We start from the raw sequence: 22566 nt of genomic DNA on the forward strand, positions 1-22566 counted from the left end.
GAGACTCACGAGATCCGGTTTTGGCAATGTCCAAGGCAACTATCTGCGTGCACCTGATGTTTTATGGATTGGCTGCCACCGAGAGTTTTTCCTGTTTCCCGGTTATCCCAAAGCTTTTTCCGGTATCCCACGGCGCAAGCCTCAGTATCCCAGCCTTCCAAACGTGAATCTACGAAAGTAAGAGGTAGCAACATGGCAGAGAACCCCAGTCAGAAGTAACCCCCCATCTGCATTGGACAGATGGGGGGTTGAGCTTTTAATAATGATTTACCGTCCCGGAAGGGGCGTATTTTTTTGCCCATAAGCATTCGCAGTCGCTTTTAGCTGGTCAGGGGAGAGGGTACAGAGCGGGAGGGGGACGCGTGAGGAGAACTCGGGGGAGCAAACACGCCGGAAGAACCTAGAAAAAAACGCAGGGAAGTAAAAACGCAAGAAAAAATGCGCGCAGAAAACGAAAGAAGATCGCGGGAACCAAGGCCCCGGCGGAAATTCTCGCATCCGGAGTAAAACCCTGCCCCGGCGAACGCTTGTCCGCCGGGGCAGGGTTTTTTCAGTCGGTGTTCTTTTTGCGAAAAAACGCGATGCCCAGCGTGTTTGGCCCACAATGGGAAAAAATCGTGCAGCCCGCCTTGCCTTCTAAAATGGTGCCAAAGCGTCCATCCGCGCGGAGAACCTCTCTCGCCGTGTCCGCCAAAGCGGGGGAGAAGGCGGTGTCCACCAGCCAGACGCGCTCGGTGTCAATGTCTGTCCGCCCGTCCAGCCGGTCGTGAAGGTATTCCGTTACCACCCGTTCGATGGAGCCGCGGTATTTTTTCGTCACGGACATTTTCCCGTCGATGACCTCCACACAGGGGTGCAGCTTCAAAAGATTTGCCCCGATGGCGGTGACGGAATTGCACCGTCCGCCTTTTTTCATATAGTCCAGCCGGTCCAGCACAAAGCTGACCTCCAGCCGGTCGCGCAGGCTTTCCAGCTCCGCAACGATTTCCTCAGGAGCGTGGCCCTCCCGCGCCATCCGCGCCGCCCGCAGGGCAAGCTCGCCGATGCCTACCGTCAGGTTGGCGGAATCTACCACGTAGACGCCCGGCAGTTCCTCTGCCACAATTCTGGCATTTTGGTGGCAGCTGGAAAAACCGGCGCCCAGATTGATGTGGATGACCGCGTCGTATTCCTTCAGCAGATTGCTGAACAGCTCGTGGTAATCCGCCGTATTTACCGCGCTGGTGGTGGTGATGTCGCCGCCGGCGTCCACATGGGCGGCAATGTCCGCCGGATGGATGTCCACGCCGTCCCGGTAGACACGCTCGCCTTTTACAATGCCCAGCGGCACCACCGTGATATTGTTTTCCCCCAGCAGGGCGACCGGTAGGTCGCAGGTGCTGTCCGTGGTAATTTTAATCATGGGCGGGCTTGCTCCTTTTCGTGATGTCTGATTTCCTGAAAAACTGTCAAGTTATTTTCGGCCTGTCTGCCGTAAATGATTTATCAATATTATCACAGCCGCCCCGAAATTTCAAGAGCGCGGCACAGCCGCAGAATATCCTCCGCTGCGGCTCGCAGGTCCCGGCGGCTCCGCAGCCGCGCCTGCTCATAGGGAACCGCCACGCGGTTGATGGAAAAAACCGCCGTAATGCCCAGCGCGTAGATATCCTCCGCACCCTCGCCCACGTCTCCAACCAGAGCGACCACCGGTACGCCGCGAAGAACGGCTCTCCGGGCCACGCCTGCCGCAACCTTTCCGCAGAGACTTTGACGGTCCAGACAGCCCTCGCCGGTCATTACCAGGTCCGCCCCGGCAAGTGCGGCTTCAAAGCCCACCGTGTCCAGCACGGTTTCGATGCCCATTTGCAGGCGGCTTTTAAAAAATGCGGTCATTCCCGCGCCCATTCCGCCCGCCGCCCCCGCGCCGGGAAGGTTGCGCACTTCCACGCCGCAGTCCCGATGCAGCAGATCGGCAAGGTGGGCAAGCCCCTCGTCCAGCCGCAGAACCATGGCCTCATCCGCCCCTTTCTGGGGGCCAAACACCGCCGCCGCCCCCGTCGGGCCGCAGAGGGGATTGTCAATGTCGCACATGGTTACGATGGGAATGGCAGCAAGGGCGGGGTCCAACCCGGACAGGTCGATGCGGGCAATGTCCCGCAGCGTTCCTCCCACGGGAGTAAAGGAATTTCCCCCTTCGCCAAAAAACCGAACGCCGCAGGCCGCTGCGGCTCCGCAGCCGCCGTCGTTGGTGGCGCTGCCGCCAAGGCACATGATGATTTTCCTCGCGCCCCGGATTGCCGCGTGGCGCAGCAGCTCTCCCACGCCAAAGGTGGTGGTGCGCTCCGGGTTTTTCAGGTTTGCCATAGGAAGGCCCGCGGCTGCGGCCATCTCCACTACCGCCGTCCCGTCCGGTAAAAGCCCGTACTCCGCCTCAATGCGCTGCCCGTTGGGGCCTGTACACGTTACGGAAACCGGCTCGCCGCCGCAGGCGGTGAGAAATGCGTCCACGCTGCCCTCACCCCCGTCCGCGACGGGGAGGGAGACGATTTCTGTCTCCGGAAAGATTTCGCGAATCGCGGCGGTCAACTCGCCGCAGACCTCCCGGGATGTCATGGTCCCCTTAAAGGAATCGGGGGCCAGAATGATTCTTTTCATGGCGCGCCCTCCCAAAACCGGCTCAAAAGTGGATGCTTTATGTTTCACATTGTACCATAGGCTTTCCGTGCTGTCTAAGAAAATTTGCGGGGCGGCGACGCGTCGCGTCCGCGCGGTCCGGCAATGAACAGCGACCCCGCACCGAAGGGCGGAGAACGTTGACTTTGAACTTTAGGCGGCGTATACTCTATAAAAATATTGTCTGTCGGACAAATGCAACGGCCCGGGCTGCAAAATTTTGCGGACGGGGTGTGGACTCTTTTCGGCAGTTTTCAGGAGGAATGAGGCTATGTTTCGTGAAATGCGCAGAAAGAAGCAACTTTTGTCTGAGGAGGACGTGGCTGCGGTCCTGAACAGAGGAACGGCGGGCGTTCTCGCCCTGTCCGGGGACGACGGCTACCCTTACGCTGTTCCCCTGAGCTATGTGTATGACGGCTCTAAAATTTACTTTCATGGAGCCAAGACGGGGCATAAGATCGACGCGATCCGCCGCTGTGAAAAGGCATCCTTTTGCGTGGTGGACCGGGATCAGGTAGTGCCGGAGGAATACACTTCCTATTTTAGAAGTGTAATTGTCTTTGGTGCGCTCCGGATTGTGGAGGACGACGCCGAAAAGCTGGAGGCTATTAAAAAACTGGCCGTCAAATACGCCCCGGAAAACAGCGCCCAGAGACTTAAGTCCGCCATTGACCGGGAGTGGAAGCCCCTTTGTGTGATGGAGATGACCGTGCATCATATGACAGGGAAAGAAGCAGTGGAGCTGATGAGGAAGCGACCGGAACAGGGCGTATGACGGTGACGGTAAAAGCATCGCAGGGGCGGAGCTGCGAATTTTCAAAAAGGCACGGACCGTGAAATCGGTCCGTGCCTTTTTCATACGGACACAACGAACACAGAAGTGGATTTTCCGACAGGCTGACAACTAAGTACCTGCCATTTTATTTTCCAAATCCTCATACGCCTTGGCAGGGAGGTACAAACGGCTTGCTCGGAGATTACCTGCCCAAATCCTTTGATATTGCTTTATCCTCGGAAGATGATATTGCAGACTCCATTTAAACACTGAATCACAGATCTCGCAAATGCTTGGCCTAGAAAGCACCCTGTGAAGCTTTTTCGATTAAGCGTTGCACTTGGCTTGACAATTCAAGGCTTAGAGAAAAACCATCAACTTTGGCGGTATTCATTATAGTTGCTGCAAACAAAATCAATAAACTCCATTAAGTGCTGGTTCAATTTTTTCCCCTTTTTAAAGGCGATGATTAAAGGGAAGCCAAATTCGGGTTCCCCAATGGAAAAATAGAGCGGTGATTCACAGCCATCAAATGGACGCTCAATTCCGGATTCGGGCATAAAGGTTAATCCAAGGCCAACCGCCGACATGCTTAGCGCTGTGTTCATATTAGAAACATAGGTGATATGAGAAGGCATAATGCCCCGCGATTTAAAGATTTTCCGAGAGAGAAGACCCAGACGATACTTTTCCACTAAAAGAATAAATGCTTCGTTTTTTAGGGACCGAAGATCAACAGGGCGATATATGTCGTTCTCAAAATCATAATTATTTTTGGCAACTTCTGAATTGCGTGGAACTGCCAGCACAATTTTTTCATAGTTAAGCACGCGATATTCCAGCGACTGATTATTCTGTGGGCCATTGACAACACAGGCGTCGATCTGATCTTCAATTACCAATGCTTCAAGGTCCTGCGAAACGCCCTCTTTAATTATAACGTTGACATTGTTGTGCTTGCCAATAAATTCCGGAACAATTTTTGGTAGAAACACTGGGATACGCCATGAAACTACACCAATTTTGATTTCAGTGCATGCGGATTTCTTGTGTTCTTCCAGTTCATGAAAGAAGTTTTCCTTCAGTGCTTCTGATTGCTGAATATATTGAACCATCAGATGGCCGGCTTCGGTCAACTCCAACGGCGTGTGCGAACGATCAAAAAGCTTAACGCCTAACCGCTTTTCAAGATTGATAACATAGCGACTAAGCGACGGTTGCGCAATAAAGAGGTTCTTCGCGGCTTTAGAAATGCTTTTTTGCTGAGCAATTTCCATTATATAATCCAACTTCATTTCGTCCATGCGATCACCCCTGCACATTATAACATTAAATGTTATAATGTGCATTACTTTTTCGGTCTTTGACTAAGAAAAAATGGTATGTTAGCATCAATTTGTAAACAATCACATGGAAAGGTGGGAAAATAAATGCAAAATATTGAGCACTTTGTTCAGGATATCCTGCCCGAATTAATTTCAATCAGAAGGCAGATTCATCAGAATCCCGAATTAAGCAACCACGAGGTTATAACATCCAAGTTAATTTTTCAGTATCTCGAAAAATGTGGGTTGTTTCCGGAATACATTCTTGAAAACGTTGGAGTCACTGCGTTGATTAGAGGAGGCCAGCCTGGCAAAACCATTGCTTATCGAGCTGACATAGACGCATTGCCGCTTGATGAAAAAACCAGGCTCGATTTTGCATCCAATCACCCTGGCTGTATGCACGCTTGCGGCCACGATATCCATACAACGGTTTTGCTGGGCACGGCGAGGATGCTTTGCCAATACAAGGACCAGTTGAAAGGCAATGTTCGTTTGATTTTTCAAAGCGGAGAGGAAAATTTCACTGGTGCAAAGCAGGCCATTGCAAAAGGGGTGCTTTTAGATCCGCCGGTTGATTTTATCCTTGCCATGCATACCTGGCCCGATCTTCCTGCCGGTACCATTGGCCTAAAAAAAGGCGCGATGATGGCGTCCAGCTCTAATGTATCCTTTGAAATCACTGGCAATGGAGGCCACGCCGCCCACCCACACCGGAGCATTGACCCAGTTCTGATTTCGGCCTATGTTATGACGGCTATTCAGTCGATTATTTCAAGAAATATTTCACCGGTCGACTCCGCCGTGATTACATTTGGAAAACTAACTGCTGGAACTGCACCTAACATCATTCCCAGCACTGCCCGGGCTGAGGGCACGGTCAGAACACTCAGCGTAGAAACCGACCACCGAATTGAAGAAAAGCTCAAGCTGATTGTTGAGAATCAAGCAGCAAGCTTTGGCGCCACAGGAAAGTTGACTTTTGAAAAGGTGTGCGGCCCGGTTGTCAACCACTCCCAAGTGATCGAGGTGCTTGAACAATCAGGAAAGCGGTCAATGGGAGGTGAAAAACTGAAATGGCTTGAAACTCCGTCTATGGGCAGTGAAGACTTTTCATTTTATCTTGAAAAGATCCCAGGGGCGCTGATTCGGCTAGGCACAGCCAACCAAGACAACCGGTCCAAGCTGCCGCTGCACAATTCCAGCATTTTATTTGACGAAAAAAGCATTGAAACCGGTATTCTGTTTATGACACAAGGTATCGCGGATCTACTGTTGCAACTTTGATAAAGAAATAAGGGGAGAAAGAATATGACAACACAGGCAATACTTGCGTGCGTGGTTTTCGTTGCAGCAATTGTTTTCCTAATTTGGAAGCCGATCCATCCCATTTTGATTGGCGCCGCCATTCCCACGGTGCTGGCGCTTTTGGGCATTCTCGATGCAAAGACAGCATTTTCTGACTTTGCAAACACTACGGTGATCTTTTTTATGAGCCTTTTGGTAATTGGAGCGGCTATCTTTAAAACCGGGCTGGCCGATTACATCGGTGAAAAGCTGATTGGCATTGTCGGGAAAGGTGAAACCGGCATTATCTTAAGCTCGGGTCTGGTGGCTGCCGGCCTGTCGGCATTCCTCAATGACACGGGAACGACCGGATGCCTGATTCCGATTGTCAGCTCGTTGGCGCAAAAGGCCAAAGTTCCGCTGTCAAAGGTCTTGATGTCAGTGGCGTTTTTCGCATCGCTGGGCGGGACCATCACATTGATTGGAACCACGCCTCACATTGTTGCCAACGGCCTTTTGGCCGATGCAGGAATTGCTGCGTTTTCTTTTTTTGAATTTGCGAAATTTGGGCTTCCTATTACTGTGATTGGGTTAATTTATATTGCGACTATCGGGAAGAGATTGCTTCCGTCTAAGGAAATTTCAAAAGGCGGCGTCTCTGAGTTGGCCCAAAGAAACCCCAAAAAGATGATCTTAGTTTTTGCAGTATTTGTGTTCATCATCTATTGCATGGCAAGTGGGCTGCTGGCCATGCATCTGGCTGCTGCACTTGGCGCCATTTTAGTCGTTTTGTTCGGCTGTATCACGGTTGATGAGGCGGTAAAGTCATTTAGCACCACCACATTGTTTTTGGTTGCGGGGATTTTTCCGCTGAGCACCGCTCTGATCCAAACCGGAGCCGCACAGTTCATCATTGACAAGCTTTCTCCCTTTTTAACCCAAGCTTCTCCCGTGTTTGTCTATGCGGCCGTCACAGGACTGACCATTGTGACCACGCAGTTTTTAATGAACACGTCCCTGACCGCAATCTTGGTACCTATGGGAATTTTGGTTGCTCAGTCAGCAGGTATGGACCCCAGAGGCGTGGTCATGGCCATTGCCGTTGCAGCATCCGCCGCATTCTGCACCCCCTTTGGGACAGGCCCGAATCTGTTGGTTTGGGAGGCTGGCGGATATGAGTTCAAGGACTACGCCAAGGTCGGAGCTCCGCTGGCTGTTATCTTTTGGATCATCACAACGGTTGGGTGCATGATATTTTATTAACGTTTTGATAGGAGATAAAAATGGACAACAAAAAAGCTTTGCGGGAAGTACTTGACCAAGAGCAATTTTTAATTGTGCCCGGAATTTATGACTGCCTGTCAGCCAAAGTGGCCGAAGAAACTGGCGCAAAAGCCCTCTTCTTGTCTGGCGGGGCACTATCCATTGCGGGCTTGGGTCGCCCCGATATTGGTTTTCTAAATTTGACTGAGTTTATAAATGCAATTCAACGCATTACGTCCACGGTTGATATTCCGCTGATTTCTGATGCGGATAACGGTTTTGGTAATGCGATTCACGTTGGAAATACCGCGCGCATGTTTGAAGCTCTGGGCGTGGCGGGACAGCAGGTGGATGATCAGATTTTACCCCAATCCGTTCCGACTACAAGCAAGGAGATGCTCAGTTGGGAGATGACCGTTCCCAAAATTCAGGCGGTGAGAAAGAACGTATCCAAGGACTTTGTAATAATTTTCAGAACCATTGCAAACATTGCGAAGGGCGACTTGAGCGAGGCGGTCCGCAGAATCAACAGCGCCGGTGAGTACGGCGCGGACTACGCCTATGTTGACGGACTTAAGTCTGCGGAAGAGCTGGAATACGTGGCCTCCAATGCAAAAATCAAGTTGTTGGTCAACATGAATGAAAAGGGAGCGGCTGCAAACCTTCCCGTTGAGCATATCAAGTCTCTGGGCTACCGTATTGGGCTTTTCCCGGTTTCGGCAATGGCTGTGGCAGCAAAATCAATGTATGACCTGTTTGCGAATCTGTTTGAACAGGAAAGCACCCTAAAAGATCGCGAAAAAATGTTTAATCCCGTGGAAGTATACAACATGATGGGGCTGGGAACATTGACCGAAGAGTACATTAAAATGTATCAAAAAATTTGACTTGCAGCAAATTCGCAATAGGCATGTAAATGCTGGCAACAGCACTAAAAATATAATGGATTCTGCGCCCATCTCAGATGAGATGGGCGCTTTTCTCCTATATCCTCTGGCGGGAATGCCTACGCGGTGCAGCTTCTCCCTGGTGACTAAATCCACACAGAGAAGATCACCTACCGGCAAGAAATAGACGATTTCCTTGTAGTTGTCCCGTTCAATTCTGGTGATGGCGTTTGGCTTTTTGAAGTCGCTTCCAAGCTTTGCAGTAATCTTCTTGTCCGATACGCTGATGTTGACAGTGATGCCCAGCTCGAGTTAAATGTGCCGACGGATATTCCAGGCGATGCGCATGGTGTCGGCGACGATCTCCGCGCCAGCTTGCTAAACCGTATATACTTGCCCATGGCTGTTTGTGACATGCCTTTATACTAAAGCGTTTCTTAAGGCGACGCCGCACAAAAAGCGGCTAACGCGTGAAGCGAAGACTTGCTTGTATCTTTTACTTTTAAGAAACGCTCGGGTGCGCATATTCTAAAAACTCAAGAGGTGTTTTCTGCTTGCCTCAATGGGTGCCCTAAATGTGCTATACTATACCCGTAGAAAGTTTGCGAAAACGGACAGGGAGGATGCTGGAATGTGCGGGAGATATCAGTTCACCGCGGAGCGGTGCGCAGAGCTTCAGGAAATCGTTCAGGAGATCCGGCGCCGCTGCGGGAAAGATGCATGGACGCCGGGTGAAATTCGACCTTCGCTGAAGGCTCCTGTTTTGGTGGAGCGGGAGGGCAGGGTTGAAGCAGTTCTCATGCGCTGGGGCTTTCAGACCCAGAAGTCACTGATTATTAACGCCCGGTCCGAAAGCACGGAGGAAAAGCCATTGTTTCGGGACAGCGTTCAAACGCGCCGCTGCGTCGTCCCTACCAGCGGCTTTTATGAGTGGAGCGCGGATAAGCGAAAGTGCCTGTTCCGCTTGCCTGATGCGCAGGCGCTCTATATGGCGGGCATCTACGATCAGCGGCAGGACGAGAGCTACTACTGTATTCTAACTACGGAGGCAAACGAGTCTGTGCGCGGGATTCATCCACGGATGCCGGTGGTGCTGCGGAGGGAGGAAATCAGCGGGTGGCTTATGGAACCGTCGACCTTCCGGAGAATGCTTAAAAAGATACCGCCGCAGCTTTTGGCCACGGCGGAAGATAATCAAACATCGCTTTGGTAAGAGTGTGCCCTCGGGAATACAATCATAGCCTCCCTTTGGCTTCCCTGATGGTGTACTTTCGCAAGGGTCTGACGCCGGAAGTCTTGGGCGAAATCTACAAGATGATTCTATCTGCCAAAGGAAAAAGAGTACGCCATCACGACAATGACGACGACTGTGGAAGCGGAGGAAACAGCGACACCATGATTGTGGACGCCGCCTGCGCGCCTTCTAACATTCGCTACCCCCAGGACGCGTCGCTGCTCAATGAGGCCTGGAAAAATAGTAAAAAGCAGATGGACCAACTGCATAATCCTGCTGATGGCCGCACGCCCCGCACTTACCGCACCCAAGCCCGTTTAGTTCAGCCGCAGCCTTAAGAAAGTGGCGAAGAAAAGCTGCAAAGCGGTCGGAAAACGGCTGTGTTATCTGACGCGAAATTTTGCCGTCATGAAAGAAAAGCTCGCTTTGGGCAGGACCTTTTCCACACGAAAAGCGGACCGACTTGCAACGATCCGCACGCTTTACGAACAGCAGAAGTATATGTACGACCGCCACTGCCAAACGGTTCCGGATCGGATCGTCCCAAGCTGGATAAGCAAGTACATATGGGGGAAATCGTTAGCTCATTTCAATATAAACCTTCTTATTCAAATGCATATCCACAAGTAAGAAAGGTGATTGGATACAATTTAGAGATCTATAATTTACTACTTTTACAAAATGAAAATGGAGACAATAACCTGTAATCTCGGGTGATATTATCAGAGTGTCAAAGATAAGTTGGCTTTTTTTAGTCCCTTGCTATTTTTACATTAACGCCATTGACCTCGACACCATCGTCAGCTGGAATAAGGATGTATCTTTTGCCGTCAATCATTTTTGTTTCCACCATATAGCTATATTCCGGATCGACAGAGATTTTGACCTGTGGTGTGACGAGTTCAAATTTGCTGCTGTCAATAATGTTGCGCGGGTTGAGCACAGCTTCGTCGCCGAATTCCTCTCCACACTTTTCTTGAAATACCTGAATCTGCTCTTGAGGTACACCATTGCTTTGCAAAATTTGACCAACATCACGGGATGTAATATCAAGGGAATCCGGGTCTTTACGCTCCTTGTGATGCTCAATGCGCTCACGAATCTGCTCGTGCACAGCCTGTATCACATCATAGCTGCACCCGTCCGCCAGAGAGTCAGCAAGCACGCTTTGGAATGTTTCTTTTTGCTCGTCAGCAGACATGGGAGCTTTCGTATGGAAAACAGCGTCGATGAATTCGTGGTGAATCTGTGCTGTGTTTTTGGAATAGAAAAGCGCATTATAAATATTTGCCGCACGGGCATCAAATGTTGGAAACATAAAACCAAGTTCGGGCGGTGCGACAATTTGCTTCGTCGCATAGCCATGGAACTCATTTTCGCCGGAAAAGTACCCGAGTTCTGGTTTACCATCTCTGACAGGGCAGACGGCGCAGATGATGTATTTGAAAACGGTGTCGGAAGCATCAACCTGAATCTCATCATCTTTTCCGCGATACGGCACGTCATAGGCATCGCTGGCGAGGAGAATCAGATAATTGCAGTCCTCCATATCCAGCGACTGTATTACTTTTTGATAGAATTGTTCCCTGGCTGCGGCATCTTTGAGAGCTGAGTTTATCAGGCTTGTAAGCAAACGGTGTTCATCGCTGTCGTGCACCTGCTGGGTGGAAAAAACGATATCGACCAGATTTTTTCCAAGACTCCCGGATAGAGCCTTCTTTAGAAAGACCATATACTGTTCCATTTCCAGTTGAGGCATAATCCCAAGAGATTCTTCCAGATATGAAATGATGGCTTTATTGCTATTGACGTAGCAGCCATAAATTTTGCTGATGTTGCTTTTATTGGGGGTCATACGGCGGCGGATTTCATTTAACTCTTTTTGATTCATAATGAGACCTCACAGTTTTGATAATAAACCATCGGCATGGCAAGGTCATGGCAATGGGAAGTAAATTATATCACGTTTGAGATTTGAGTTCTACACCCCTGATAAACATATTGATATCGCAAGGACGTCATAATATATTTTTCTATCTTGCGTTAGCGCTATATGAGAAGACAGAACAGAGAAGTGAGGGGGAATTTTCTGTAAAGCCACAAAAAAGCTTTAGATTTCAGCTACCGGGTCTCATTTCTCTTTTTTTGGAAGTTTTTTCAATCGACTTTCAAGATTGGCTTCCGAGCTTCGAATAAAGTAAAAATACCCAATTTTGGAAATCGCACAGTCATTTCGGCCTTTTGCAAAACAGTGGTCATTACAAGCTCAACAGGCGGCCTCCGAAAACATTTTTTCGGAGGCCGCCTTAATTGTGCGCTGACACGGAATGTTCGATTTACAAGAGAAAAGAAAAACGCCAGCGTGTAAGCTGCTGTACCCTGCGTTTGGCCCGAAGAGAAGACTGTTAGTCCTCCACGTATTCCATCAGATCGCCGGGCTGTACCGAGAGGACGGCCGGCACTGGGAACGACGCCGAGCGAGGCGCAACGATTTCTCTGCATCTGCACGGGCCACCCATTTGAGGTGGGAGCCACGACAGACAAAGAAACTGCGATGAAACGCCGATTGATAATGATACTTCCTCACGGCCCCGCACGGACTTGACGGGGAGGTTGCATCCGTATGCGGTCCTTACGCCATCACTATGGCGGCTTCTTCGCTGTTTTCTCTTAAATGCCAATTCGAGACAAAGGCACAATTTTTTGTACCTTTGTCTCGAATTTGTTTCTGGAGGTGACACCCGGATTTGAACCGGGGATGAGGGTTTTGCAGACCCTTGCCTTACCACTTGGCTATGTCACCATGATATTTTATAGTATATACGAAATGCCGGAAAAAGTCCAGCAAAATTTAAAGGTAGTGGGAAAACTGAATGCCCACACAAGGGTGTGGGCATTCAGTTTTGGAGCGGGCAACGAGGCTCGAACTCGCTACCTCCACCTTGGCAAGGTGGCGCTCTACCAGATGAGCTATGCCCGCAAATGGTGCCTTCGATCGGAATCGAACCAATGACACGAGGATTTTCAGTCCTCTGCTCTACCGACTGAGCTACGAAGGCGTATACGGGAAGCTTCGCTTCCCGCGGGAAAATGGCGACCCGGAACGGGCTCGAACCGTCGACCTCTAGCGTGACAGGCTAGCGTTCTAACCAACTGAACTACCGGGCCATAGAACCTTTTGCAGAGAGCTTGAGGTGGTGGGAACAACTGGACTCGAACCAGTGACCCCCTGCTTGTAAGGCAGGTGCTCTAACCAGCTGAGCTATGCTCCCGAATGCCGCTCGCTCTCGTCAGACGGCAAAAGTTATTATACAAAAAGGTCCTCGATCTGTCAACCAGAAATAACAAAATAATTTAAAAATTTTTTTAAATTGCAAAATTATGGAATATTTAACGTTTTGCGGAGGCCAGAAGAGCCTCCAGCTCCGCCCTTGTAAAGACCTGTACGCTGTCACAGAACCGGCAGGTCAACTCTGCGCCGCCTTGATCGTCGATCAGGCTGCGCAGCTCCGCAGCGCCCATGGAGATTAAAGCCCGCTCCATCCGCTTTCGAGAACAGTTGCAGCGGTACTCCACGGGCCGCTCCTCCAGAATTTGCAGCTCGAATTCAGGCATCGCTGCCCGCAGCAGGTCCGCAGGCTCGGGATATTTCGCCAGAAGCGCCGTAACGGCACCGGCGGACATCAGGCCGCTTTCCACCCGGGCAATGGTATCCTCGCCTGCGCCGGGCAGTAATTGGACAAGATAGCCCCCCGCGGCAAGCACACTCTGGTCCCGGTCCACCAGCACGCCCAGACCGCAGGCTGAGGGAATCTGCTCGGATTCCACGAAGTAGGCCGCCAAGTCCTCGGCGATCTCGCCGCCCATCAGGCCCACGCTGCCCACATACGGCTCCTTCATATTCAAATCCCGGATGACGGTGAGCGTTCCCTCGCTGCCAACCGCACCGCCCACATTCAGCTTCCCGTCGGAGCGAAGGGGCAGGTCCACCGCGGGGTTGTCCACAGTGCCCCGGACGTTGCCCTCGTTGTCCGACACGGCCATCACAAGGCCCAGCGGGCCGCCGCCCCGGAATTGCAGGGACACGCTGGCACCTTCCTCCTTCAGGGCGCTGCCCATCATGGAGGCCGCCGCCAGAGCGCGGCCCAAGGCTGCGGTGGCAACGGGCAGGGTGCGGTGGATATTCCGTGCCCGCTCCGTCAAAACCCGGCTGGAGATGGCAGAGGCTTTGATGTAGCCGTCCGCCGAGATTGCTCGTACAATTTTGTCGCTCATGCGTTGCTCCTTTTTCGCGTTTGTGATTGCGTTTGGTTGCCCTCGGGCTTGCGGCAGCGGAAAATTACCCGATCCTCGTCCGGGCGGGGGGCGGTTTGACGAAGGTCTCCGGTGACATGGATATTCCGAAAGCCCGCCCTTTCCAAAAGAAGGCGCAGCTCGTCCTCCTCCCACGCCCGTTCCCGATGTTCCTCCCACGTGCGGTCCCATGCTCCGTCTGGACGCAGAGAAAACAGGTCTACCCCATAGGTGCAGACCCTGGTTTTTTCAGAAAAGGCTGTGCGCCAGACGCAGAAGGAGTCCTCCGTTTCATCCGTATACATTTCTCCGTCCATCCGCCGCAGCTTGTAAGGCGTGTTTACGTCGAACACAAACAGCCCTCCGGGGCGCAGCGATTTAAACACTCGGCGCAGCGTCTCCCGCATGGCGGCATCGCCCGTCACGTAGTTCAGCGCGTCCAGAGTGGACACGGCGGCGTCCACCGGTTCAGGAAGACGCAGACGGGTCATGGACTGGCAAATCAACAGGGGACGCTGGTCCTCGGACAGGGTCTCCGCCTTGCGGGCGGCCTCCGTCAGCATTTCCTCCGACAGGTCCGCTCCGGTCACCCGATAGCCCATAGCCGCCAGAAGGCAGGTGACCGTACCGGTGCCGCAACCAAGGTCCAGCACCGTTTCAACGCGCTGCGGTTCCTTTTGCAGCAGGCGGTGAAGATAGGCCGCCCGCTTCCGGTGGGCTCCATCGGCAATCAGCGCGTCATAGGCCCCGGCCAAGGACTGATAGCGGCTCATTTCTTCTTTTGGCGGTCGAAAATTACCTCGTATCCGCCCGCACCGTAGCTCAACGACCGATTTACCCGGCTGATGGTGGCGCTGGATGCTCCGGTGCGCTCCAAAATGTCGTTATAAATCAGCCCCTCATGCAGCAGCGTGGCTACCTCAAAGCGCTGCTCCATGGACCGCAGCTCCGAAACGGTGCACAGGTCCTGAAAGAAGTTGTAGCACTCCTCTTCGTTTTTCAACAGGAGAATTGCCTTATACAGCTCTCCATTTTTCTCTTTTTTTCCAATCTTGACCATGACTGGCTCCTTTCCAAACGTAGGCGGCGTTTTGCCGCGATTCTGATTGCTCATTTTACTATTTTACAGCATGAAAGTAAAGGGGGGATGCTGATTTTTTCAATTCTGGCCCGAACCCGCTTCCAAAGTCCTCTTATGACTGATGATAAGGTCACCTCCCCAGACCCAATGGCATACGCTGGAGCATGAATCATTTCGGCCGGCGGGGAGCGTTCGCCGTCTTGAACCTGTGAAGGAGGCTGCCATGCGCGATCAGATAAAGCTGGAACCGTTTGTTGCCCAGCGGGAGTGGACGGTGGATGGAATCCCCGTGCTCACAGCGGAGCTGTCCCTCCCCCGGCCCGTGGAAGAGGGAGAGCGGACAGACCGCAGGCTTGCGCGGTACTATCAGCTCTACGCCCGCGCCTATCTGCGCTATTGTGAGCGTTGGCTCTTTCCCCAGTCGGCAGAGGCCTGCCGGGTGGCCATGGAGAACAGCGCACCCATTCCGCAGGACTCCGCGCGGCTCACCTACTGTGTCACCTGCAACGGCGGGGGCGTGTTGAGCCTGTACACCGAATCCGTGGAGCGGTGCGGCGGGCGGATGGAACGGAGACGGCACGGGGACACCTGGGACCTGCTCACCGGCGCGCCGATTCCTCTCTCTGCCTGCTTTTCTAAAAAATACCCCTGGCGAAAGGTACTGCTGCGGGAAGCGGAGACGGAAATGGAGCGGCGGGAGCGGGCCGGAGCATCCCGGTATCGGGAGGGATGGAGGCGGCTTTTGCGCCGCAGCTTCAATCCGGATCATTTCTATCTCTCCGAGACGGAGCTTTTCTGGTTCTGGCAGACATTGGCCGTGGCCCCTTCTGGAGAGGGTGTCTCGGTTTTTTCCGTGCCCTACGGTGAAAATGATTGTTTTTTCCCCGGATTCCATGATATTATACAGGAGACAAAAGAGGAAACGGCGCGGGGAAAGATTTGAGTTCCCTGCCGGAAGGAGCAAGGATATGGAACATAAAATGGTAATGACCATCGGTCGGGAATTTGGCAGCGGTGGCAGGGAAATTGGCAAGCTGGTGGCCGAAAAGCTGGGGCTGCCCTATTACGACAAGGAGCTGATCGTGCTGGCGGCGGAAAAATCCGGCCTCAGCCCGGAGTATCTGGCGGGGCTTGACGAGCAGTCTGTCAGCAGCTTTTTGTATTCCTTTTCCGGGGCTAACTTCTCCATGGGGATGCGGTCGGGCAGCGTGAATTTGTTACCTCCGGCGGATCAGTTGTTTTTGTCCCAGTCCGAGGTTATCCGGGACTTCGCCGCACAGGGCGGCGCGGTGATTGTCGGTCGCTGTGCGGATTATGTGCTTCAGGTAAAAGGACCCCATGTAAACGTCTTCGTTCAGGCGCCCATGCGCAGCCGCATCGGGCGGGTGATGGAGCGGCACGAGATGGACCAGAAGTCGGCGGAGTCGCTGATGTTGAAAACCGACAAAAACCGCGCCAACTACTACTTCCACTTCACCGGTGAAAAGTGGGGCGACCGGAAGTGCTTTGATCTGGTGCTCTCCAGCGCCATCGGCATTGAGCCGTCGGTGAACATGATTACGGACTATTATCTTCAAGTGGAGGCAGGCCTTCAAAAATAAACGCTGCAAGGGTCCGGCAAAGAAAAACCTCCGGAAGCCGGAAAGTCGGGCCTTGGAAAGGCGGAGAAGTTATGGGACGCAGACTAAAAAGGCGCGGCGCGGCAGGGGGGAGGGCGATAGGGGTATCGCTCCCTGTCGTGCTGCTTTTTTTCTCCGCTCCCGCCGCCCGCGCGGCGGACGAGTCTTTTTTTAGGGCCGCCATCCGGCATCCCCACGCGCTGGTGTTTGTGGCACTTGTTGCGCTGCTGGCGGCGGGGCTTGCTTTTTTGCTGTGGGACAACCATCGGAGACGTTCCTTGATCCGGGAGGCGCGGGAGCGGGAAGGGCAGCTTCAAAACATGATGGATTTGGTGCCCGGCGGCATCTGCTCTTTCTGCGTGGATGAAGAGGCCTGCTTTGAAACGCTTCATTTCAACACGGGCTTTTATCAGATGCTGGGTTATTCCGAGCCGGAGGAGGGCGAAATCGTCAACCCGATGCTGAACGTCCATCCCGACGACCGAGAGCTCCTTCGGGAACAGCTTGCCCGCTGTCGGCAGGGCGGGGAGACCATTCGTGCGACCTTCCGCATCCTGCGGCAGGACGGAAACTATTTCTGGATTGCGCTGAAAGCGTCCCCGGCCCCACGGGAGGGCGACGGGCGGACTTATTACGGTGTATTCAGCGACGTGGACGAGCTTAAACGCCTTCAGGAGAATCTGGAGGAGAACGAGCGTATGCTTCAGGCGGCCATGGACCATGCCGACGTGGATTCGTGGATATACGACCCGGCGTTCCACACGCTGCGCACCAGCAAACGAGCCTGCGAACTGTTTGGCGTGCCGAGAGTGCTGGAGAACTATCCCCAGTCCTGGTTTGAGCAGAATATTACGCTTGAGGAGGACATTCCCAGACTGCAAAAGGAAATAGACGCCATTGATCAGGGCGCGCCCTTTGCCTCCTGCGAGGTGCGGGAGCGCACGGTAAGCGGGGACATCCGATGGATTAAGATTAAGATGACCTCCCTGTACGATGCGGAGGGGATCCGGACGCGGGTGCTTTGCACCGGCGTGGTGTGCACCCAGCTTCACAGGGAGATTGAGCGGTATGAGCGGCAGAACCAGCGCATGCGGGCGCTTGTGTCCAATGCGGTGGCTTCTGCGCACCTGAATCTGACGAAAAACATCTGCAAAGCAGGACCCGCTCTGTATCCGGACTTTCTGGAGGGGCTGGACGGAACCGCGGACGCATTGTTCGAGATGATGAAAAAGCGCACCGCCGCGCCGGAGCAGTGCGAGGAATTTGGCCGGCTCTTTAACCGCGCGGCCCTGCTGGACGCGTTTACCCGGGGGACTACTATGCTGACCTTCGAGCGCAACTGCCGGATCGGTGGCGCGTACCGCTGGCTGACCGTGCGGGTGGACATCACGGAGAACCCCGTGACCGACGACGTGGAGGCTAGCATCTATTCCTTTGACATCGATGACCAAAAGTCCATGGAGCAAATTATGGATACCGTCATCCGCCGGGAATACCTGATGATTCTGCGTATTGACCTGAATGCGGACACCGCCCGGATTTTTGCATCGCAGGACAAGGACCATTCCATCCGTGAGATTCCCGAAGCGGAGGCGGCCCTGCTTGGCGTTGTCCGGGACTCCTTTGCCGGGGAGGACTTGGAAGAGACGCTGAAGCGCTTGCATTTCAGTGAAATCCGGGCCCGGCTCAGCGGCAACGTGGAATACACCGTCTATGCCGACTGCCGCAGCAGCGCCGGAGAAATTCGGCGGCTGCGCTATTCCTTTGTTTGGCTGGACAGGGAGAGCAATATCATCTGCTGCACCATGGCGGACTCCACCGACGCTTTTGTCAGAGAGCGCCGACGCAGCGAGGCTCTGCGCGCTGCGCTGGAGGAGGCTCGCCGTGCCAATCAGGCGAAAAGCGAATTTCTCTCCCGCATGAGCCACGAAATCCGCACGCCCATGAACGCCATTCTGGGGCTGACTCAACTGGCGCGGGAAAATGCGCTGGATTCCGAGGCGATGGGAATGCTGGATAAAATTCAGGTATCCGGAGAATACCTGCTGGGGCTAATTAACGACGTGCTGGACATGAGCCGGATTGAGTCGGGCCACATCGAGCTGCACCCCGAAACTGTAAACACGGGGGCGCTGCTGGGGGATATCCGGGCGCTGATTTTGCCTCGCATGGAGGAGAAGGGCATTCGCTTTCATCTGGATGCAAGCGGCATCACGCCGTATGTGGTGGTGGACCGGCTGCGCATCCAGCAGGTGTACATCAATATTTTGAGCAACGCCGTGAAGTTTTCAAGGCCCGGCTCGGAAATTTTCTGCACGGTACGTCACACTCCCTGCGGAGACGATAAAATTTCCAGCACCATTGTCTTTCGGGATCAGGGCTGCGGCATGAGCCCGGAGTTTCTCAGCCGGGTGTTCGAGCCCTTTGAGCAGGAGAACAACGGCTATCAGCATCCCCAGCTTGGAACGGGGCTGGGCCTTGCCATTGTGAAAAATCTGGTGGAGGAGATGGGCGGCACCGTCACCGCAAAAAGCGAGCTGGGCGGGGGCAGCGAGTTTACCGTGCGAATCACCATGCCCAAAGGGTATCCGCCGGAGGAGGCGGAGGAAGCGGCTGCCGCTCGCGCCCCCCGGACGATCCTTGCGGGAAAGCGGGTTTTGCTGGTGGAGGACCACCCCGTCAACACGGAGATCGCAAAGCGGATGCTTTCCCTGGGGGGAATGCTGGTGGACCACGCGGAAAACGGACAGGTGGCGCTGGAGCGGTATATTGCCGGGGGAGTGGGCTACTACGATGCGGTTTTGATGGACATTCGCATGCCGGTGATGAACGGAATCGAGGCGACAAAGGCCATCCGCGCCTCGGGACGGAGCGACGCGCAAAGTATCCCCATTATCGCTATGACTGCCAACGCCTTTGCCCATGACCGGCAGGAGACCCGGGCCGCCGGGATGAACGCCCATCTTTCAAAGCCTGTGCGGCGGGAGGAACTGCTGCAAGTGTTGGGGGAATTTATAAAGTAAGACAGGAAGAGCGTCCACGCTCCCGCTCCGCAGGGGTACATGGACAAGCTGAAAGGGCACGGGGAATCTGCTTCCCCGTGCCCTCTCTTTCGTGCCGCCGGCGGGCGGTTGCGCTTGTCGTAAATCTGCGGTTCCTCAATCAATCGTGAGCGTATACCCCTCCGGCAGCGCCGCGCCCAGAAGAAGGTTTACACTGTCGGAGGCCTTTTCCCGGCCCTCCTTCAAAAGCCCTTTGTCCAGCGCCCTTTTCTCCATGGCGGCCTTCTGGTCGGATTGGAAGGCGGTGAAATCCTCCACGGTAAAGGGGTTGAAAATAGAGGCTTTTTCGTCGAAAACCTCCACGCTGTTTTCGTCAATCTCGTGGGAGAGAATTTCTACCTGCGGCAGGCGAATATGTACCTGCGTGCCGGAAATGTCCACCGAGGCCTTGCGTAAATCCACCCCTGCCTTAATCTCCCCGTCGTAGGTGAGGATAAATTTCTTAGTGGTGAAGGGCAGCGTCATCCCGTAGAATACGTTTTTGTTTTCAAACTGCGCCATGTTCGTATAGGACCAGCTGACGCTTGCCAGCTCGCTGATTTCCTCCAGCCGGTTTTCCAGAACCACCGCGTCAAGCGCTGTAATCTCTTCCGCCCCGCCGCCGAAGCGCCCGGCGAGAAAGCCCGCGACGCCAACCAAGGCGCACAGCGCCGCGCCCAAAAGCACCAGCCGCACGGTTCGTAAGGGGCGAAACCAAAAGCGCCGTTTGCGCCGCCCAGACTTGCCCGCTTCCGCGGCCTCCGCCGCAGCGGCTTCCTCTGTTTCGTCAGTTTTTATGGGTTCCAGAGTTTCCATGCGCCTGCTCCTCTCGTCATACTAAAAGGCCACCGCCGTGCTCTGCCGGAAAAGCTGGTTTTCCGTCGGCAACGCGGCTCTGTTTACTCGGCGCGGAGACAGCGTCTGCCCCTTCAGAGAAGAGCGTTTGCGCCGGATAAACTGAAAAACAGTATACGCCGCTGCAAAATATTTGGCAAGAGAGGCCCGGGAAATTGCTCGAAAATTGCCGGAACGGACGGAGACCGGTTTAGAGTACAAAGCAATAAATTGCCGCGAAGTGGAACGCTGTCCCGGCAAGAATCAGCAGGTGAAACAGCTCGTGAAAGGTCCACTCTGCCGAGATGTTGGGCTTTTTAATTGCGTAAAACACCGCGCCCACGGAATAGCTCACGCCCCCCAGCGCCACCAGTGTCATGCAGGGCTGGCCCACAGACGCAAAGTCCTTAGCGACAAACAGAACTGCCCAGCCCATGACAAGATAAACCGCCGTGGACAAAATCCGGGGCGCGTTCAGCCACGCCAGCTTGATGACGATTCCCAAAAGCGCCACCGCCCACAGCGCAACGCAAAACCGCACGCCCGTGGGCTGAGGCAGCAATACCATGGCAAAGGGTGTGTAGCTTCCGGCAATCAGCACGTAGATCATGCTGTGGTCCATCTTGCGTAAAAAGCGCTTTGCCCCGGCTGTTGTGTCGCAGCCGGGATAGTAATGGTAAACCGCACTGGCGGTATACAGCGCCAGCGCCGACAGGCAAAATACCATCGCCGCCCACAGGGTTTTGGCGCTCACGCCCAGCGCAACGCCCCGCAGAGCCATCACCACGAAGCCCACAAGGGCGCCAACAGCCCCCAGGGCATGGGTTGCAAAGCTGACGCGGTCCTGCGCCTTTGCCACGAAATCACGCATACAGATAACACCTCTCAGTCCATCTTTAATCAAATATAGTTTTTGTTATTATATTACATCATATCAAAAATATTTCAAGTAGTTTATTAAATTTTTACTCCGTCGTTTTCCACAAAACCAAACCTAAAAATTTTTTAGCCCACCTGCTTGCAAATTATGCGTATGTCCGATACAATAGACACAATTAAAAAATGATAGCTGGAACGAAGTGCTCTGCGCACGGGCTGACGCCTATCATTTCTTGTTGTCTGAGGGGCGTTTCAAACCGACAATGGTTTGGGGCGCTTTTCTTATTATATACCAAGAGAAAATGGGAAGATTGAATGATAATAAAGGAAGACAGGAGGCTTTTCAAATGATTTTATTGGCAAACGGAAAGGTCATTACCCGGGACGCGGAAGGCGTTGGCTACTATCCTGATGGAGGAGTCGTCACCGACGGAGGCAAAATTGTGGCCGTGGGCGGGACCGCGGAGCTGAAAGCCCAGTATCCGCAGGCGGAGTTTGTAGACGCAGGCGGCGGCGTCATCATGCCCGGCCTGATTAACGCCCACACCCATATTTATTCCGCTCTGGCCCGGGGACTGAGCATCAATGGCAACAACCCCTCCGATTTCCTTGAGGTGCTGGAGGGGACATGGTGGGCCATCGACCGCAATCTGGATTTGGAGGCCACCAAAGCCTCCGCACAGGCGCTGGTCATCGACTGCATCAAGCAGGGCGTCACCACCTTTTTTGACCACCACGCCTCCTTCTGCGAGATCCCCGGCTCTCTGATGAGAATTGCCGAGGTCACAAAGGAGATGGGCATGCGGGCCTGCCTGTGCTATGAGGTTTCCGACCGGGACGGGGAGGAGAAGGCCATCCAATCCGTGCAGGAGAACAAAGACTTTATCGACTATTGCGAGAAAAATCCCGACGATATGCTCAAGGCTCTGTTCGGCGGGCATGCCCTGTTCACCATTTCCGACAAGACCTTTGACCGCATGGTGGCCGCCAACAACGGGCGCGTGGGCTTCCATATCCATGTGTCCGAGGGTATGAACGACGTGTACGACAGCCTGCAAAACTATGGCCGCCGGCCTGTTCAGCGGCTTCAGGACCACGAAATTCTGGGGCCGAAGACCCTGCTTGGACACTGCATTCATGTAAACACCGCCGAAATGGATTTGATTAAGGCCACCGACACCATGTGCGTCAACAATCCCGAGAGCAACATGGGCAATGCTGTGGGCATCTCTCCGATTTTACAGCTTTGCAAAAAGGGCATTCTGGTGGGTCTTGGCACCGACGCGTATACCAACGACATGCTGGAGTCCCTCAAGGTGGCCCTGTGCTCTCAGCGGAGCAACGCGTGCCTGCCCAACGTGGGCTGGTGCGAGGTCACCGACATGCTCTTCCG

19 protein-coding genes, 5 tRNA genes and 1 pseudogene are annotated in these 22566 nt (G+C 53.6%); 11 read left to right on the forward strand and 14 right to left on the reverse strand.

Annotated features, from left to right (window positions below; translation table 11 throughout):
* Window positions 1–550: 550 nt before the first annotated feature.
* Complete coding sequence (locus RTK01_RS09220; RefSeq protein ID WP_312280698.1) at window positions 551–1402, reverse strand: DegV family protein; 852 nt, start codon at window positions 1400–1402, stop codon at window positions 551–553.
* Window positions 1403–1494: 92 nt separating this feature from the next.
* Complete coding sequence (locus RTK01_RS09225; RefSeq protein ID WP_312280699.1) at window positions 1495–2637, reverse strand: glycerate kinase; 1143 nt, start codon at window positions 2635–2637, stop codon at window positions 1495–1497.
* Between the two features lie 289 nt (window positions 2638–2926).
* On the opposite strand from RTK01_RS09225, the gene RTK01_RS09230 reads away from it, so the two are divergent.
* Both RTK01_RS09230 and RTK01_RS16850 read left to right on the forward strand, forming a co-directional pair.
* Entirely contained in the window at window positions 2927–3430 is a 504-nt protein-coding gene (locus RTK01_RS09230; RefSeq protein WP_312280700.1) for a pyridoxamine 5'-phosphate oxidase family protein, read from the forward strand.
* 146 nt (window positions 3431–3576) lie between these two features.
* Window positions 3577–3693 (forward strand): annotated as a pseudogene (locus tag RTK01_RS16850) (IS30 family transposase); the annotation flags it as partial.
* A 111-nt stretch (window positions 3694–3804) separates the two neighbouring features.
* Here RTK01_RS16850 and RTK01_RS09235 read toward each other — a convergent pair.
* Window positions 3805–4734 (reverse strand): LysR family transcriptional regulator, encoded by a 930-nt coding sequence (locus RTK01_RS09235; RefSeq protein ID WP_312280701.1) that lies wholly within the window; start codon window positions 4732–4734, stop codon window positions 3805–3807.
* Between the two features lie 126 nt (window positions 4735–4860).
* Between RTK01_RS09235 and RTK01_RS09240 the strand changes: the two genes are divergently transcribed.
* The 5 genes from RTK01_RS09240 to RTK01_RS09260 all read left to right on the forward strand — a co-directional run bounded on the left by RTK01_RS09240 (window position 4861) and on the right by RTK01_RS09260 (window position 9764).
* Window positions 4861–6042: a M20 family metallopeptidase gene (locus RTK01_RS09240; RefSeq protein WP_312280702.1), complete on the forward strand. Its 1182-nt coding sequence runs from the start codon at window positions 4861–4863 to the stop codon at window positions 6040–6042.
* Window positions 6043–6066: 24 nt separating this feature from the next.
* Window positions 6067–7305, forward strand: coding sequence for an SLC13 family permease (locus tag RTK01_RS09245; protein ID WP_312280703.1), 1239 nt, complete (start codon window positions 6067–6069; stop codon window positions 7303–7305).
* Window positions 7306–7325: 20 nt separating this feature from the next.
* Window positions 7326–8192 (forward strand): isocitrate lyase/PEP mutase family protein, encoded by an 867-nt coding sequence (locus RTK01_RS09250; protein WP_312280704.1) that lies wholly within the window; start codon window positions 7326–7328, stop codon window positions 8190–8192.
* Between the two features lie 631 nt (window positions 8193–8823).
* On the forward strand, window positions 8824–9405 hold the full coding sequence (locus RTK01_RS09255; RefSeq protein WP_312280705.1) for an SOS response-associated peptidase: 582 nt from the start codon (window positions 8824–8826) through the stop codon (window positions 9403–9405).
* A gap of 83 nt (window positions 9406–9488) precedes the next feature.
* The gene (locus RTK01_RS09260) at window positions 9489–9764 is read left to right on the forward strand and encodes a hypothetical protein (protein ID WP_312280706.1); all 276 of its coding nucleotides are present in this window, start codon (window positions 9489–9491) and stop codon (window positions 9762–9764) included.
* A gap of 413 nt (window positions 9765–10177) precedes the next feature.
* On the opposite strand, the gene RTK01_RS09265 is transcribed toward RTK01_RS09260, so the two are convergent.
* From RTK01_RS09265 to RTK01_RS09305, 9 genes are all read right to left on the reverse strand, one after another.
* Entirely contained in the window at window positions 10178–11317 is a 1140-nt protein-coding gene (locus tag RTK01_RS09265; RefSeq protein ID WP_312280707.1) for a DUF4317 domain-containing protein, read from the reverse strand.
* An 838-nt stretch (window positions 11318–12155) separates the two neighbouring features.
* Window positions 12156–12229: transfer RNA gene (locus RTK01_RS09270), tRNA-Cys, on the reverse strand.
* Between the two features lie 101 nt (window positions 12230–12330).
* Window positions 12331–12406: transfer RNA gene (locus RTK01_RS09275), tRNA-Gly, on the reverse strand.
* Between the two features lie 3 nt (window positions 12407–12409).
* A tRNA-Phe gene (locus RTK01_RS09280) sits at window positions 12410–12485 on the reverse strand.
* 32 nt (window positions 12486–12517) lie between these two features.
* A tRNA-Asp gene (locus tag RTK01_RS09285) sits at window positions 12518–12594 on the reverse strand.
* A 27-nt stretch (window positions 12595–12621) separates the two neighbouring features.
* Window positions 12622–12698 (reverse strand) — tRNA-Val (locus tag RTK01_RS09290).
* Between the two features lie 118 nt (window positions 12699–12816).
* A complete protein-coding gene (hslO, locus tag RTK01_RS09295; RefSeq protein WP_312280708.1) occupies window positions 12817–13701 on the reverse strand; it encodes an Hsp33 family molecular chaperone HslO in 885 nt (294 codons plus the stop codon).
* Window positions 13698–14492 (reverse strand): class I SAM-dependent methyltransferase, encoded by a 795-nt coding sequence (locus RTK01_RS09300; RefSeq protein ID WP_312280709.1) that lies wholly within the window; start codon window positions 14490–14492, stop codon window positions 13698–13700. The genes hslO and RTK01_RS09300 overlap by 4 nt, the downstream gene beginning before the upstream one ends.
* Complete coding sequence (locus RTK01_RS09305) at window positions 14489–14779, reverse strand: YerC/YecD family TrpR-related protein (protein WP_293010008.1); 291 nt, start codon at window positions 14777–14779, stop codon at window positions 14489–14491. Before RTK01_RS09305 ends, RTK01_RS09300 begins: the two co-directional genes overlap by 4 nt.
* A gap of 244 nt (window positions 14780–15023) precedes the next feature.
* On the opposite strand from RTK01_RS09305, the gene RTK01_RS09310 reads away from it, so the two are divergent.
* From RTK01_RS09310 to RTK01_RS09320, 3 genes are all read left to right on the forward strand, one after another.
* A complete protein-coding gene (locus RTK01_RS09310; protein WP_312280710.1) occupies window positions 15024–15743 on the forward strand; it encodes a hypothetical protein in 720 nt (239 codons plus the stop codon).
* Between the two features lie 25 nt (window positions 15744–15768).
* On the forward strand, window positions 15769–16401 hold the full coding sequence (locus tag RTK01_RS09315) for a cytidylate kinase-like family protein (protein WP_312280711.1): 633 nt from the start codon (window positions 15769–15771) through the stop codon (window positions 16399–16401).
* Between the two features lie 71 nt (window positions 16402–16472).
* Window positions 16473–19442 carry an ATP-binding protein gene (locus tag RTK01_RS09320; RefSeq protein ID WP_312280712.1) on the forward strand — a complete coding sequence of 990 codons (2970 nt, stop codon included), beginning with the start codon at window positions 16473–16475 and terminating at the stop codon, window positions 19440–19442.
* 135 nt (window positions 19443–19577) lie between these two features.
* On the opposite strand, the gene RTK01_RS09325 is transcribed toward RTK01_RS09320, so the two are convergent.
* Complete coding sequence (locus tag RTK01_RS09325; RefSeq protein ID WP_312280713.1) at window positions 19578–20276, reverse strand: DUF4230 domain-containing protein; 699 nt, start codon at window positions 20274–20276, stop codon at window positions 19578–19580.
* 229 nt (window positions 20277–20505) lie between these two features.
* Window positions 20506–21165 (reverse strand): hemolysin III family protein, encoded by a 660-nt coding sequence (locus RTK01_RS09330; RefSeq protein WP_312280714.1) that lies wholly within the window; start codon window positions 21163–21165, stop codon window positions 20506–20508.
* Window positions 21166–21520: 355 nt separating this feature from the next.
* Here RTK01_RS09330 and ssnA point away from each other — a divergent pair.
* A partial coding sequence (gene ssnA, locus RTK01_RS09335; RefSeq protein ID WP_312280715.1) for a putative aminohydrolase SsnA occupies window positions 21521–22566 on the forward strand: 1046 nt, incomplete at its 3' end.

The sequence above is a fragment of the Oscillibacter sp. genome, from assembly GCF_031978065.1.
In the GTDB taxonomy this organism is placed as follows: Bacteria; Bacillota; Clostridia; order Oscillospirales; family Oscillospiraceae; genus Oscillibacter.